A 15314-nucleotide genomic window follows, 5' to 3' on the forward strand; every position below is an offset into this window, starting at 1 on the left:
TTTATTCAGGAGAGGGAGAAATATTAAACAATAAAAGAGTTCGCTTTTGCGGACTTTTTACTTTTTTATTTTAAAATGAGTATTTTTTCTTAGAAATTATTTGTCCTTAATTACGAACTATTATTCCGGAATTTCGAACTCTCAATTCCGAACTTCTTAAGTTTTTCATAAAAATTTGTCTTTCCTATTTGCAATAATTCCATAGCTTTTTTACCGTTCCCTTTTGTTATTTTTAATGCTTTCAATAATGCTCTTTTTTCGGCTTCTTCAACTATATCCCTCATAGGCCCGAGATCTTTTACATCTACCAGTGCTTTTCCATGGATATTCCCATTATTTCCTCTTAATATATATTCTGGCAAATCCCCGGGTTGAATTATATCTCCTGACATGAGCATAGCCCTTTCTAATACATTCTCAAGTTCACGTATATTGCCGGGCCATTCATAATTATATAATATATTGTAAACTTCATGTGATAATTTTTTTCTTTTGTTAATTTTATCCTCCAATTTATTACATATATTTTCTATTAACAGATATATATCTTCTTTACGCTCTCTTAGGGGAGGTAAGGTTATAGAAACAACATTTATTCTATAGAAAAGATCACCTCGAAACTTTCCTTGGGAGACTAATTGTTCCAAATCTTTATTGGAAGCAGCAATGATTCTAATATCCACATCGATTGACTTTAATCCTCCTACCCTTGTAAATGATTTACTCTGTAAAACATGTAGGATTTTAGCCTGAAGAGTAACTGGGAGTTCGTTTATTTCATCTAAAAAAATTGTCCCTCCATTTGCCATTTCAAATTTGCCTTTTTTTTCTGAAACGGCGCCAGTGAAAGAACCTTTCTCATGTCCGAACAGTTCACTTTCTAAGAGATTCTCGGGGATAGATGCACAATTTATATAAATAAAAGGACCATTTCGCCTAGAACTGGCTTTATGAATTGCCTCTGCAAATAAATTTTTCCCTGTGCCACTTTCGCCAAGTAGAAGCACTGTTGAATTAGCTTCAGCAGCTTTTTTGGCTATTTCTATTACCTGTTTTATTTTGGGGCTTTGCCCTATGATCGCTTTAAAAGCTTGCCTTTTATACTTTTCTGATATCATTTTGTCTTGTAATTTTTTTAAAGTTATGAGGGCCTCTTCTCTTTCAATTTGCATTGCCTTAAGTTCAGTTATATCTACAATTTCTAGGATGGCTCCTATCCTTTCCGCTCCGTCAGTTACAGCCTTAATAGAGCATCGGACGGGGATACCATTGATTAAAGATTCAACACCTTTTATATCATCTTCTTTACCGCAAGCTACATTTAAAAGCTTTCGTACCACTTCAGAATCCGAATGCAGTTCTAAAATATGCTTGTTATAAGTTTCAAAAACTTTACTGTACCTTCCTTTTCCTTTAAAAGGCTGACCCATTAATATGAATTTCATATCTTCTTTTCTGGAAGTATAGCCTTTAGATTGATAAAATTTTACGCATTTTGTACTACCATCCAAAATTACCATATGTCCTGCTGCCCATATATACTCATAATCATAAATTTTATCGTTTATTTTTATCCTTAAAATTCTTCTTGGAAAGTTAATATGCGATTCAATAACAATATCATCAACCGACGTTTTCAATAATAACTCATTCGCCATCTGATCCGGCTTCAGAAATTTTACATACCCCTGACCAGTTTTATCCCCCTTTCTCCCCACTGCTACAACAGCATACCCTAATTCAACGCCGCAAGGGTTTACTCCTATAAGTTTTAAATCCTCAGGTGTCATACCACCATCATCTGCTCCTAACATATTGTCTGCAACGACCACTATATCTCCATCTTTTATTACGCCTTCAGGATAACTGGGGCCCTCATTGAAATTTATCCCAAAAATATTTTTTGCCATTCTGTTGTAGATTTTAATATAACCTTCGGAATCTATAGCTATAATACCTTCATCCATAAGGTCGGGGATTTTAGAGTAAAAATCCATAAATAGTACCTCCAAAGTTTATTTATACAATTGAGTTTCGTCAGCATTTTATGCCAAACTCTTAATATTCTTATAATGGAAATTGTAAATATTCTCTCTCCTCTGGTTTCTGTTTATTTTAAGTATAACACTTTATATGACAAAAATCTAAAAAAAAAACTCGACGATAATCCGTCAAGTTTTTTTGAAAAAGCTTATTGTTATATACAGAATAAACACTTTTTGAAAAAGATACTGATGTAGCATAATTTATTTATGTTTTAGCATTTTTTTCACAAGAGCCCCAATCTTTCCAGTCTCTTGAGCCGTTAATTTATCCCAACCCAAAAGTTGAGCCTTTTCCAAAAGCCCCAGTTCCATAGCAGCTTCTATTTTTAATTTCTCGTTCGGGTTTACGGTCTTTTTAATCTTTTTCTTCTTCCCCACCAGACTCACCTCAAGTTTATGTTGCCCGGGGAAGATAGTTTTATTCAATGGCAGATCAATGTATTACATAGGCAAATTTATGGCTTCCATTTCCCGTTTCACCATATTTCGTATATCTTCAGGATTATCCATAGAAAGAGCCTCTTGGGCAATTTGCTTTGCTTTTTCATAGGTGAGAGTGCGTATTATGTTTTTAACCTGAGGTATGGAAGATGCACTCATGGAAAATTCATCAAGTCCCATTCCCAAGAGGATAGCAGTGGCCCAAGTATCTCCAGCCATCTCGCCACACATTCCTGTCCACTTGCCTGCTCTATGCGAAGCATCAATTACATTTTTGATCAGCCTTAAGACTGCAGGATGTAGAGGTTCATATAAATGGGATATATGTTCATTCATGCGATCAACTGCCAATGTATACTGTATCAAATCATTTGTTCCAATGCTGAAGAAGTCTACTTCTTTCGCCAGAATATCCGCAATAACTGCTGCTGAAGGTATTTCAACCATAATTCCAACTTCAATATTTTCATCGAAAGGAATCCCTTCAGCTTTAAGCTCTTCTTTGGCTTCTTTTAATACGGCATTAGCTCTTCTTATCTCTTCCAATCCTGACACCATGGGATACATGATCTTTGCTTTTCCATAGACACTTGCCCTTAAAATAGCTCGAAGCTGGGTTTTCAGTATCTCAGGCCTGTCAAGGCACATGCGAATAGCGCGCCATCCCAAGAATGGATTTAGTTCCTCTGGCATATCCAGATATGGAAGTTTTTTATCGCCGCCTATATCAAGAGTTCTTATGATAATAGGCCTTGGGGCCATCTTTTCTATTACTTCTCTATAGGCTTTGTACTGTTCTTCCTCTGTAGGCAGTTCATCTCTGTCCATATATAAAAATTCGGTGCGGTAAAGCCCAACACCTTCTGCTCCGTTTTCCAGGGCACCTTTTACATCGCGGGGCGTTCCAATATTGGCCGCAAGCTCAACTGTGCGCAATTTATCGCGTGTTTCTGCTGTTAAATCTTTTAATTCTCTCAAATTCTTTCGATATTCGAGGTAATCTTGCTTTAATTTTTCATATTCTTTCAAAATGGTTTCATCAGGATTTATGTAAACAATTCCTTTATTGCCGTCTACAATTGCAATATCGCCATCTTGTACTTTGTCCGTTGCGTTAACTAAGCCTACCACTGCTGGTATTTCCAAAGATCTGGCCATAATTGCAGTGTGAGAAGTGCGGCCACCCATATCTGTGGCAAAGGCGAGAACTTTGTCCTTGTTCATTTGAGCAGTATCTGAAGGTGTCAAATCTCTGGCTATTATAATAACTTCTTCTGAGAAGAAAAAGCTTTCAGTGGGAATCCCTAATAAATTTTTTATTATCCTATCTCCTACATCTTTTACATCGGCGGCCCTTTCCTTCATGTATTCATCGTCCATATTGGAAAATATATCCACATAATTATTTACAACATGAGAAACCGCATTGTCTGCAGTGATTAGTTCTGTTTTGATTTTTGCTTTTACTTCATCTAGAAAAACCGGATCTTCAAGCACCATAAAATGGGCATCAAAGATTCTGGCCTCATCGGTGCCCAGTTCTTTTTCAGCTTTTTCCTTAATTTGCATTATCTGCAGCTTGGAAGCAGCAATAGCTTCATCAAATCTTTTAATCTGGGCATCTGTGTCATCTTGAGCAATGACTTCTGTATTGATATTGATTTGATGGGATTTCACTACATGGACCTTTCCAATTGCTATCCCTGGCGACGCTGCAACTCCCTTTAACAAACTAACCACCTCTATCAGTCATGTTCTTTTTTTATCATCTCGGTTACTTCTTTCGCAATTCGATAAGGTTTTGTAATAATCCTTATAGGCAATGACAGTATAAATTTAGTTAAATCCTTTTCCAGTTCTTCAGTCATTCTATAGGGTTTCGTAAGTATACGCTCAATAAAATCTACCGCGTAGTTGCCTATTAGTTTTTCACGTCTTATTTCAATTTCGCTGCCGCATTCAATACATTTTATGCTTTTTAAGGTTGTACCTGCATATGAAACTTCATGTGGAGTGTCTTTGTTACAGTGAAGACAGAAAAGTTCGGCCTTCATTTTCGAATTCATTTGAGGCCACCTCACTTCACCTTAAAAATTTATCCTGCAACCTTCTCAGTTGCAAAACCGTAGAGTCTTCATCCAGCTTAACCATATCATAGGTTATGGTTTCACCTTTTTTCACATCGGTTTTAACAACCGTATTATTGTTGATTAAACCAATGGGTACAGCGTTGTCTTTGCGAGCATTCTCTACTGTATCTATTAGGCCATATACGGTATATCCGCCTATGCCATCAAGGTGTTCTCCTGCTTTTAAATCCCTTTTTGCCACGGCAACCGTTTCTGACACAGGCGCCCCAGCAGGAGCTATGGTCGGTTCTTTGTATAAAAATGCCCTGGCAGCTGAAAGGGGCGTTTCAATACATATAAGATGAAAGGGCCTGTATAACACAAAATTAGGACCTTCTCCCATGGATACATATTGCATTGTCTCTCTTGTAATTTGGCGCTCCGAGTTAACTATAGCAAAGACTCCAGGGGCTATTCCAAATACATAATCTACGACTTGATATCTGTCCAGTATTCCTCCCTGCTCTTTTAGCATAAATAGCTTCGGTAAATCTTGTAGCTTGGCAGATGGCCCTATTAAGCCCCTCTTTGATGGGACAAACCCTATAGCATTTGACACAGCTGTTAGCTCTATCATGGTATTGGTTGCATCTACAAAAGATGTGAGCATCCTAGGGCTAACACCTTTTTCCAGAGCTTTTTGTCGCAGGGTATCGGGAGTAGCATCACGGTCAAGAGGATTATTCTTACCTTTACCTACAGCAATAACATTAAAACCGACAGCATCTGCAAAGTCAAACAATTCTTTAATAGCACCAGGTTCGTCTCCTGCAGATACGGTATATACGATTCCTGCCCTATCCGCCATTTTTTTTAGTATTGGACCTACAGTTGCGTCAGCTTCCACATTTAACATGACAATGTGCTTTCCGTTGTGTATAGCTTTTAATGCCACTTGAGCACCGATTTCAGGCACACCGGTAGCTTCAATAATCACATCAACGGGAAGCACTTTTGCTACGACTTCAAAGTCTTCAGTTACAACATATTTGCCGTTTTTTATTGCGTTTTCTGCCTCTGACACGGTATTAGTCACAATAATATCTTTACTGTCAACCCCCGCAAGCTGAAAAGCTTCTTTCGCTTTGGTCACTGTTCTATTAGCTATAATGGGTATACACATACCCTTCATTTGAAAAACCTGTGTTACAATTCCGCGCCCCATTTGGCCTGCGCCCACGAGACCCATGCATATATGTTTTCCGTTTTCATCTAATTTTCTTAGGGCTGTATTGATATTTAGCATGTTTAGGCTCCTTATAGTACTCTTATTAAATTACTGAGGGCTTTCGATAATGATTTTTTCGCCAAGCTCTATACCCAAAGGGTCGCTGCCTTTTAAATGTATATCGCCAGGCATTTCAGGTGCTTGTTTTTCATCAAATTTTAGGCATGCATGGCCCATAAGCCTTAGATTGCTGTTTGCCTTGTCTCCAATTGCAGAAACTGTATAGGTTCTGTTGCCTAGGCGCACTATATCACCGGTTTTAATATCTTCAACAAGTTCTCCGCCACTGTGCATTATTGATATATCTTTCATTTCTAATGGCATTTCTTTTTTAGAAAAAAGCACCATGATTTTTTGGCTGAAAAACTTTTTGGCCATTTCGCCTATCTCTATAACTGTGGTCTCATATTTTATCATAAATTACCTCCTTTTTATTTTTTCTGAACCTTTTCCCAATCCTTCAAAAACCTTTCAATACCTATATCTGTCAAGGGGTGCTTCAGCATTTGTTGTAAGACTTTATACGGGACAGTAGCAATGTCGGCCCCGGCCTTTGCTGCGTTAAAAATATCCATAGGTGTTCTGATGCTGGCAGCAATAATTTCTGTTGAGATGTCATGTAAGTGATATATATCGGCAATGTTTGAAATTAGTTCGATTCCATTTTGAGTAATATCAGTAAAACGGCCAACAAAGGGGCTAACGTAAGTTGCTCCGGCTCTTGCTGCCGCTAGTGCCTGATTTGGGTTAAATACCAGTGTCACGTTGGTCTTGATATTCTTTTTGCTTAGCTCGCTTACTGCTTTAAGGCCTTCCCAGGTAATAGGCACTTTGATTACTATATTGGGATGCCAAGATGCTATCTCTTCAGCTTCTCTGATCATTCCTGGTGCATCAAGACTTATAACTTCCGCACTTATTGGACCGTCCACTATTGATGTAATTTCAAGGATAGTTTCTTTAAAGTCTCTGCCTTCTTTAGCTATTAAAGTGGGATTTGTTGTAATTCCACAGATTATACCCGTAGCAGCCGCTTCTCGAATTTCTTCAACATTTGCTGTATCAAGAAAAAATTTCATTTAATAGACCCCCTATTATTTTACTCCTATTTTATACCTACTTTATTTTATACTATTTTTATTAAGGTTTCCAGTACAATCGGTATAAAATAAAAAAGGCAACAGCATTAAGCTATGTGCCTTAAAGGTTAATCATTTAGCTTTACTCTTTTTGGGTCTCAAGATAAACGACCATTCATAAAAAACAAAACCGAGTAAATCTGGGGACTATACCCGGTTTTGTTTTAAACATAGTTTTATTTAACAAAAGCCTATCTGTCAAAAAATATATTTTTCCCCGTTGCCGAAAGCGGTATCCCAAGTACCACATCACCTTCAATAAGCTTCATCTTTCGAGCAACAACACCTATTCGATACATAATGCGGTTGTCCACATTTAGCATGCTGGCTGTCTTAACTGCAGAACCAACAGCTATCCCTAAGTCTACTAATCTCCATGCACAAAATGGCCCGGCAAATTCAATACCATCTCTAGCTTTCGGAAGTTTTGCACATTCATCATATCCGCAGGCTCCACAGTTTAAGCCGGCAGTTTTGGCATCTTTTAATGCCACAAGCAATACAGCCCCACAGCTGGCAACACCTTTACCGTCCCTATCATAATTCCTCTTGCCGTGTTTTTCACCGTAGGCAGCCATTTCCTCTCCCAATTTTGCAAGCTCAGCTTCATCGTCAATGACCTTGATCTCTACGAAGTCTTTCCCAGCAGTTTTGGGAGCAGTTCTGGCAGATAGGGCCATGAATTGTGCCGCCATTTTCAGAGCATCCTTCATAAGAAATCCCCTCCAGTAATATTAATTTATATGTAAACTCTCCTGACGAGGATAAAAAATATCTTTACGGCTTGCCGTTTCATACTTTTTTTGTTTACCCTCAATTCGCTCAAGGCGCTTTTTTAGCTCTAAAATTTCCTCTTTTAATGCAAAGCCCACAAGGGTATTTTTCTTATATGCTCTCTCCAATGCTTCTTGTGCCGCTTTTGCTGCTCTGTCGTAATCCTTTAGCTTATGTTCATAGTATTTAGCAAGCTCCACCAGCGCAAAGACAGGCCTTATGTTTGATTTGACCATGGCTATCCAGAGCTTTTCTGCCTCCTGCCACATCCCCAAACGCTTATACAACAGCGATAACTGGGTATAAGACTTTTCCCTAACACCCTGGACGTATAAAGCTTTTTCGTAGCATTTAATACTATCCTCAATCATACCCATGTCTTCAAAGACTCTGCCAAGGCAGTAATAGTCTTGATTTTCGCAAGCTGCAGAATACAAAGGATTTTCAAAAGTGCAAGCCATGCTGATTGCAAGTGTAACCATAGACAGTATATCCATCTGATTGTGGTAAAATATGGGCTTTAGAGGATATGGATTTTTATCTTTTAAAAATCTAAAATAAACAGACGGAATTTCAAAGCCAGGTATGTCACCGTCACGTTTAAGAGAAAGCAGGTTTGACTCTAGAGACGAGAGGCTCACACTTTCCAAACGCTCCTTATAAAGCCTTCTGGCCGCAGCTAATAGATCAAGATGAAAATTTTTTTTAAAAGGACTTTCCATACGGCTAAGCATATAGCGAGCTTCAAGTAAAGGTATGTCGTAAGATTTGCCGTTAAAAGTTACTATACTTTCAAACTCTTCCAGCAGCTTACCTAAACTATAAAGGGCTGCTGCCTCTTTATCATAATCGCTTATAAAATACTGCAAAATTTTAAAGTCATTTCCCTTAAAGAAACCTACACCTATTAAAAAAGCTAAAGTACCGCTGCCTCCGGCAAGCCCTGTGGTTTCCGTATCAATGAAGACTGCACGGGTAAAGTCAAAGCTCTCGTATTCTGAGTTTTTAGCAATTAATTTTATTATTTCCCCGGAAATATTGCAAATCAAATTCAGCCGCATGTTTCCGTGCATATAAGAACCGGGATAAGTGTTTTCTACCAAGAAGTGCTCACCGAAAGGCGTCGGTACTGCTATTGCCCCAAGTACATCGCTTACTGATTTATGAAGTTCCAGTCTTGAATTTTTATTGTTACTGCTTTTTTCAGGCCTGTTTGATAAAAAGGTCTTTAACTTTTCCGAAAGATTCAATCGGAAAGCACCCCTTTGATAATTTTCAGCGCAAAAGCTTTACTGCCACGGCCTACTTCTTCATAGGGACCTATACAGGACGGGCAGCCATCTTCACAGTCGCACTCCAAGATAACTTGCCGTGCAGCCTTTAACAATTGTTCTTCCATGTCGTAGAGCTTTTCTGCAAAACCTACGCCGCCGGGACAGTTGTCGTAAATAAAAATCGTAGGTTTCTGAGTAAAAGGCGATCTGATTTGCACAACTCCTCGAATATCTTTTGGATCGCACATTAAATAAAGTGGTGCTATATTTACCATGACATTACAAAGCCCTAATAACCCCGATTTTATCTCTTCGATTGAGAGATTACCCGTGTTTTCAGGAATCGACAGCCAGTAAGCAGTAGTGTGCATTTCTTCAGGCGGCAAATGGATTGGGCCAAAACCTAAGTTCTCATGTGTAAAAAACTTTACCTTTTTAAACATGGTAGCAAGGCTCGTCACCATTACTTCACCTAAGTAGTTTTGGCAGCTTTCAACTGTTTTTTCTCTAAATACATCTAAAACTTTGATTTCAACAGCCACATTTGCATCAGTATAATAATCTACATCGACCTTTCGGACATAGGCTTTTTTCTCCTCATAGTCCAGCTTTTCAACCTGATACTGTTGGCCAGCATGAATGTAAATTGCTTCTTCATGAATCATCATTGGAGCACTGCTGCGGTCAACCTCGCCGATAACTTTGGCTCCTTCGGTAATATCTATTACCACAAAGTTTTCCGTAGATGCACTGCGCAGGCTGATTTCTTCAGCAGGAAAAGATTCAGCCATCCAATGCCAGCGCCCTCCCACGTGCCGGAGAATGCCTTCGTCTTCCAAAAATGCCAATATCTCATCTATGCGTTCATCTCCGAAAGTTTCACCATCGCTAAAAGGAAGTTCAAAAGCCGCGCATTTAATATGGCTTACGAGAATATACAAGTTGTTGGGATTTATTAACCCATGTTCCGGTGATGCTTTAAAAAAGTACTGTGGGTGGTTGACTATAAATTGATCAAGGGGGCTGCTGGAAGCCACTAAAATTGAAGCTGATACCGAATTTCTTCGCCCGGCCCGACCTGCCTGCTGCCAGGTGCTGGCAATGGAACCTGGATAGCCTGTTATGATGCTCGCATCTAAATTACCGATATCTATGCCTAGTTCTAAGGCATTAGTGCTCACTACTCCAAGGATTTTTCCATCTCGAAGGCCTTTCTCAATCTCCCGGCGCTCTCTGGGAAGGTATCCTCCTCGGTATCCCTTAATACGGTCTATGGCTCCTGGTTCTTTTTTCATGTCTTCCTGCAGATATGTCAGGAGCACCTCAACTGCCAATCGGCTTCGAGCAAAGGTAATGGTTTGAATATGATTTTTTAAAAAGTTTAAAGCAATGTTTTTAGCCTCCAACAAGCAGCTGCGGCGGATCCCAAGCTGTCTGTTTACAACGGGTGGGTTGTAAAAAATAATGTTCTTTTCTCCTGCTGGTGCCCCATTTTGGTCAATTAAGACAGCAGGTTTTCCGGTCAATTTTTGCGAAAGCTCTCCCGGATTTGCAATGGTAGCCGAACAGCAGATAAAAATAGGATCAGATCCATAAAAATTGCATATGCGTCTAAGCCTCCTTAGCACATTGGCGGTATGGCTCCCAAAAATTCCTCGGTAAATATGTATTTCATCGATCACTATATACTTTAAATTAGTAAAGAGTTTCATCCACTTGGTATGATGGGGCAGGATACCGGTGTGCAGCATATCCGGATTCGTAACAACTATATGGCCATCTTTGCGTATAGCCACACGCGCATTAACGGGAGTGTCTCCATCATATGTAAATGTTTTTATATCTTCATCCATTTCATCAATTAGTTCCATAAGCTCCGATACTTGATCCTGGGAGAGGGCTTTTGTTGGAAAAAGATATATAGCTCTGGCATCTTTGTCAGAAATGAGCGCATTTAAGACGGGCAGATTATAGCAAAGGGACTTACCGGAAGCGGTAGGGGTAACCACTGTAATATTGTGATTTGACATAACTTCATCTAAGGCCCTTCTCTGATGAGAATAAAGCTTGTATATCCCTTTCTTCTTTAAAGCCGAAACCAGCTTAGGACTTAGGTATTCCGGAAAATCCTCATACTCACCGGGCTTTTGGGGAATGATCTCCCAATGTGTTATGTTTTTGCTAAAACGCTCCTGAATCTTAAACTGATCCAAAACTTGTTCTAAGTTCATCTGATATCTCCTCTCCCCCGCTTTGTCCTCTATTATAGCATAGGAAAAGGCTGAAAAAAAGCATTAGAGCTGCTTAAACCTTTGGTGTTATAAGCGGCTGCACTTTAAAAAAGCCTGATGTTTTTACACACCAGGCTTTTTTTATAAACCGAAAATATTAAGCTATTTAAAACTTCAGTACACCTATGGAATTTAAGAAAATGATTATTATCAACAAAGGTGTCATATATTTGACGATTAAATAAAACAGGTTTATAACACCTTTATTATTCAACTGTCCATCGTTGGAAAGTTCCGCCGCAAGGTTTGCTTTACCCAAAACCCAAACTATAAAAATAACTGTAAACAAACCTCCCACAGGCATTAAGATATTTGAAGATATATAGTCATATAGATCAAAGAAAGTCTTACCGAAAATCTTTATGCTTCCAAGAAGCGACCCTGCATTGGCTGAAAGTGATGCAGTAGAACCAAGGATGGCTATCGTTGCAGCGGAAGTTAAAGTAGCTTTTGTGCGAGAATAGCCCTTTTCCTCTACCAAATAAGCCACAGGTACTTCCAGAAGAGACATCATGGCAGTGGTGGCGGCTATTGCTGTCAATAAGAAAAATATTGTCAGCAAAATATTGCCTAAGGGCATTTTGCTAAATACCATGGGTATTGTGATAAATAACAGGCCGGGACCTGCGTCAGGTTCAAATCCAAATGCAAAAACTGCGGGGAATATGGCAAGACCCGCCATCATGGATACTAAAATGTCTGAAAGAGCAACCTTCACAGCAGTGCCGGGAAGGTTTTGATTCTTATCAAAATAACTTCCATAGGTCACCATGGTCCCCATACCAACCGACAACTTAAAGAAAGCCAGCCCTAAAGCTATTATGATAACTTCTCTGGTAATCTTTGTAAAATCCGGTTTAAATAAGAACTCAACGCCCATTTGGGCTCCCGGTAAAGTAAGAGCCCTTATATCACACAATAACAAAAGCACGAACAGTAAGGGCATCAAGGTTTTGGTCATTCTCTCAATACCCTTTTGAACCCCAGCAATAATAATGGAACTAACTACGATAAGAACGATGATCTGCCATATTATTGGCTCATAATTGCTGGTTATCAGTTTCCCAAAAACCCCAATGGTCATCTCCGGACTGGCATTAATGAAAGTGCCGCTCAAGGCTCGAAAAATATAAGAGTATACCCATCCTGCCACACTGGTATAAAAGAGCATGATTAGAAAAGAAGCTGCAATGCCTGAGTACCCAATTGCATACCATGCTGTTCCAGGTGCTAATTTTTTAAATGCTCCCACTGGGTTTGAGTTTGCTCGTCTTCCAACTATAAATTCGGAAACCATAACCGGCACGCCAGCCAGCACTACACAAATCAAATAAATGATAATAAAAGCTGCTCCTCCATATTGGCCGGTAAAATAGGGAAATTTCCATATATTGCCAAGACCTACAGCCGAACCCAGAGTAGCCGCAAGAACCCCAAGATTCGTTGCAAACTTATCCCTTTTATTCAATAAGCTCACCTCGTGATTTAAGTTTGCTTTAAAATTTTTTGGTTAAACCCTAAGCACTCGTATATTATACTATATTCACACTAACTATAAAAGCCATAACTTTTTATAATAAATCTGTGTATTTTATCAAACAATAAATACAGCAACTACTATTTTGGAGGTCGTTATGTGATGGTCAGCAAAATGCAGCTTCGTTCAGTAGGTAAAATGTGCCCGGGATACGTTCAAGCACATAATATTTCTTGGACACTTGCTTCGGAAAATATAGAAAACGAAGTGAGCTGTGAATCTTGTATTCATTGGAAAAACAATAAATGTAAAATAAACCTTTTTGACGATGTTTTATCGAGCCTCGATCAAACGTGACGATTATTCTAAGAATCGGAGTGAGTTTCATGCCTAATAAGAAAAAAATGTTTACACAACAAAAAGCCTCTCAACAAGATGCAAGACCCAATATTTATTACAAGTTCGAAGGTAGACCTTCTCCCAGGGAAGTAAAATCCCAGGTAGCTCAACAAAAAAGTAATACACCTGGCACTAGAAAAGATGTAAAGCTTAAAATGGATGAGAAACTTAATTAATAATAAAAAATTTCTATATACTTGCCCATTTTTTCTAATATATCCACTAATTCTCTTATTATATTTAATTTAATTGAAAGATTCTTTGGAAAATCAGGATTTTGATGGGCTGGGTTTATAGCTTTACCTAAAAGAAAAGTGATATCCGTAGCTTCCAAAAGAATTCTGGCTAGTTTCGACGCACCATCCTCTTGTTGCTCAAGTTTTCGAAGTTCTTTATATTGAATATTTGCATCTACAAATCTGGTCAGCAGTTTGCGGGTGCGATCTAATGTTAATACGCCTTCAGTTACCAAATCAATACCCTTAACCCAGGCAATGGGAGGAATAGCGGGATCAATAAAATTTGTAGAAGTTTTTATCTCTTTATCTAAAATTCTGGCCACAATTTGAGCAGCGGTCCCCCCACAGACTACTTTTTTCCCAGGATTTTGCATTAACCGCTTTACTAATTTTTCATCGTCAGCAGAATTCTGTGGGGGACCTGCAAAAACCGTTACAAAGTTTGGAGAAATGATTTTTATGGCAGCAATAGTGGCATCATCACCCGGTTTGTCCATATAAAAATTTGTTGTGGCAGTAGAAAGCAATTTTACAAGACTTACAACGGTGGTTTCCACTTTGGACACTTTCTCAATATACTGGGCTATATTATCCCATTGCCAACCTAAGTTTAGTATTCCACCTACCCCGGCATGCACCACTCCATCACTCATGGCAATAAAAATGTCGTTTCGCTGCACTTTTAACCTGTGTTCCCTTACTTCTTTGCCTGCTATCTGCCTCTTTGTTCCTTCAAGCTTAACGACTTTACCTTCTCGCAAAAGAATAACCGGCGGATTGCCGTATTCAACAATATAACAGTTGCCCTTGGAGTCCACTCGTATTATTGTAAAAGTGGAATAGGCTATTTTTCTGACTTTGCATATAGGCAGTGTGGCTATTATGGTTTTTACCGTTTCTTCAATAGAAGAACCTTGACGCAACATGGTCAAAGCGATTTTAGTCGTCAGCGTAGAAAGAATGTTTGCTTTTACTCCGCTTCCTAAGCCATCAGCCATTACCATTATGGTTTCTTCTGGACTTTGAACTGCTTCGGTTTTGTCTCCGCACAGTTCTTCACCGTATTTATTTAAACTCTCCCAATACACCTCGGTTCTTACTTCCATCACTCTTCACCCGGTATCTCATCGATTAAAAGTCGCTGTATTTTATTTAACAAAACTTTTGTCTCGGCCGTTGTCTCGCCTAAGACACTTGCGATTTCTTGAGCAACTCTCATTTGTTTATCAATAACCTCTTGGGCAGTTTTTACTGTCTCCTTGCGGAGTCTTGCATCTCTTTCCCGAACTTGCTCTTGCTCAGTAATATCGGTTATAATGCTTATTACCAATGAATGTTCTTTCTCGTAATATATATTTTGCTGGGTTATCAGGCCGTACTCTGGTAAAACCACCTTTTTCTTTTTGATATTTTGGTGTGTTTTACTTACAAACTTAAAGTCATCATCATCGAAAAGCAAACTTAAAGGTTTGTGGATCATATCGGCACTATTTACTCTAAACATTTTTTCAGCGCCATTGTTGAACACCTGAACATTCATATCTTTATCAACTGCAATAATAGCATTAGGCGTAGATTGGATAATGAGATTCGAAAGGGATTCGGCCCGATTTCGCATATACGGCAGGCACATATGAATTTCCGCCATGCCATTGTACACTGCCTCTGCTTTTTCACGGCATGAATTATAGCCACAGGCGCCACAGTTCAACTCATGTTCAGGTCTATACTTCCCTGTAGCCTCTAAGATACGAGTTATGTCTTGGTCACTGGGTTTTTTGGTTTTTATTGGAGTAGGCTCAAAGTGTTTTTCAAAATCAAGGGATGGCTTCTGATCGGTTAAGAGAATAGACTCTCTGCAAGGGCTGTTATGCCGCG

The 15314-nt window shown here is 39.0% G+C and carries 15 protein-coding genes; 2 read left to right on the top strand and 13 right to left on the bottom strand.

Features of this window, described 5'->3' with window-relative positions; translation table 11 throughout:
- Nucleotides 1-110: 110 nt before the first annotated feature.
- The 11 genes from JT739_RS05300 to JT739_RS05350 form a co-directional block, all read right to left on the bottom strand.
- On the bottom strand, nucleotides 111-1997 hold the full coding sequence (locus JT739_RS05300) for a sigma-54-dependent Fis family transcriptional regulator (RefSeq protein ID WP_237660064.1): 1887 nt from the start codon (nucleotides 1995-1997) through the stop codon (nucleotides 111-113).
- A gap of 249 nt (nucleotides 1998-2246) precedes the next feature.
- Nucleotides 2247-2423: a small, acid-soluble spore protein, alpha/beta type gene (locus JT739_RS05305; protein WP_237660065.1), complete on the bottom strand. Its 177-nt coding sequence runs from the start codon at nucleotides 2421-2423 to the stop codon at nucleotides 2247-2249.
- 63 nt (nucleotides 2424-2486) lie between these two features.
- A complete protein-coding gene (ptsP, locus tag JT739_RS05310) occupies nucleotides 2487-4217 on the bottom strand; it encodes a phosphoenolpyruvate--protein phosphotransferase (RefSeq protein WP_255688395.1) in 1731 nt (576 codons plus the stop codon).
- A gap of 14 nt (nucleotides 4218-4231) precedes the next feature.
- Nucleotides 4232-4552, bottom strand: a complete 321-nt coding sequence (locus JT739_RS05315) for a bh protein (protein WP_237660067.1) — start codon at nucleotides 4550-4552, stop codon at nucleotides 4232-4234.
- 16 nt (nucleotides 4553-4568) lie between these two features.
- Nucleotides 4569-5861: an NAD(P)H-dependent oxidoreductase gene (locus JT739_RS05320; RefSeq protein ID WP_237660068.1), complete on the bottom strand. Its 1293-nt coding sequence runs from the start codon at nucleotides 5859-5861 to the stop codon at nucleotides 4569-4571.
- Between the two features lie 30 nt (nucleotides 5862-5891).
- Complete coding sequence (locus JT739_RS05325) at nucleotides 5892-6260, bottom strand: PTS glucitol/sorbitol transporter subunit IIA (protein WP_237660069.1); 369 nt, start codon at nucleotides 6258-6260, stop codon at nucleotides 5892-5894.
- A 14-nt stretch (nucleotides 6261-6274) separates the two neighbouring features.
- Entirely contained in the window at nucleotides 6275-6922 is a 648-nt protein-coding gene (fsa, locus tag JT739_RS05330) for a fructose-6-phosphate aldolase (protein WP_237660070.1), read from the bottom strand.
- A 251-nt stretch (nucleotides 6923-7173) separates the two neighbouring features.
- Complete coding sequence (locus JT739_RS05335) at nucleotides 7174-7695, bottom strand: ferredoxin domain-containing protein (protein WP_237660071.1); 522 nt, start codon at nucleotides 7693-7695, stop codon at nucleotides 7174-7176.
- A 21-nt stretch (nucleotides 7696-7716) separates the two neighbouring features.
- Complete coding sequence (locus JT739_RS05340; protein WP_237660072.1) at nucleotides 7717-9006, bottom strand: ribonuclease H-like domain-containing protein; 1290 nt, start codon at nucleotides 9004-9006, stop codon at nucleotides 7717-7719.
- Complete coding sequence (locus JT739_RS05345) at nucleotides 9003-11261, bottom strand: DEAD/DEAH box helicase (protein WP_237660073.1); 2259 nt, start codon at nucleotides 11259-11261, stop codon at nucleotides 9003-9005. Before JT739_RS05345 ends, JT739_RS05340 begins: the two co-directional genes overlap by 4 nt.
- A 166-nt stretch (nucleotides 11262-11427) precedes the next feature.
- Complete coding sequence (locus JT739_RS05350) at nucleotides 11428-12798, bottom strand: sodium-dependent transporter (RefSeq protein ID WP_370642582.1); 1371 nt, start codon at nucleotides 12796-12798, stop codon at nucleotides 11428-11430.
- A 159-nt stretch (nucleotides 12799-12957) separates the two neighbouring features.
- On the opposite strand from JT739_RS05350, the gene JT739_RS05355 reads away from it, so the two are divergent.
- Nucleotides 12958-13155, top strand: coding sequence for a hypothetical protein (locus JT739_RS05355; RefSeq protein ID WP_237660075.1), 198 nt, complete (start codon nucleotides 12958-12960; stop codon nucleotides 13153-13155).
- A gap of 29 nt (nucleotides 13156-13184) precedes the next feature.
- A complete protein-coding gene (locus JT739_RS05360; protein WP_237660076.1) occupies nucleotides 13185-13373 on the top strand; it encodes a hypothetical protein in 189 nt (62 codons plus the stop codon).
- On the opposite strand, the gene JT739_RS05365 is transcribed toward JT739_RS05360, so the two are convergent.
- Both JT739_RS05365 and JT739_RS05370 read right to left on the bottom strand, forming a co-directional pair.
- Complete coding sequence (locus JT739_RS05365) at nucleotides 13370-14542, bottom strand: SpoIIE family protein phosphatase (RefSeq protein ID WP_237660077.1); 1173 nt, start codon at nucleotides 14540-14542, stop codon at nucleotides 13370-13372. The two genes, JT739_RS05360 and JT739_RS05365, sit on opposite strands and share 4 nt — an antisense overlap.
- Nucleotides 14542-15314, bottom strand: a 773-nt coding sequence (locus JT739_RS05370) for a (Fe-S)-binding protein (protein ID WP_237660078.1), incomplete at its 5' end; no start/stop codon positions are given. The genes JT739_RS05370 and JT739_RS05365, both read right to left, overlap by 1 nt.

Source organism: Tepidanaerobacter sp. GT38 (assembly GCF_021991635.1).
Lineage (GTDB): Bacteria > Bacillota > Thermosediminibacteria > Thermosediminibacterales > Tepidanaerobacteraceae > DTU063.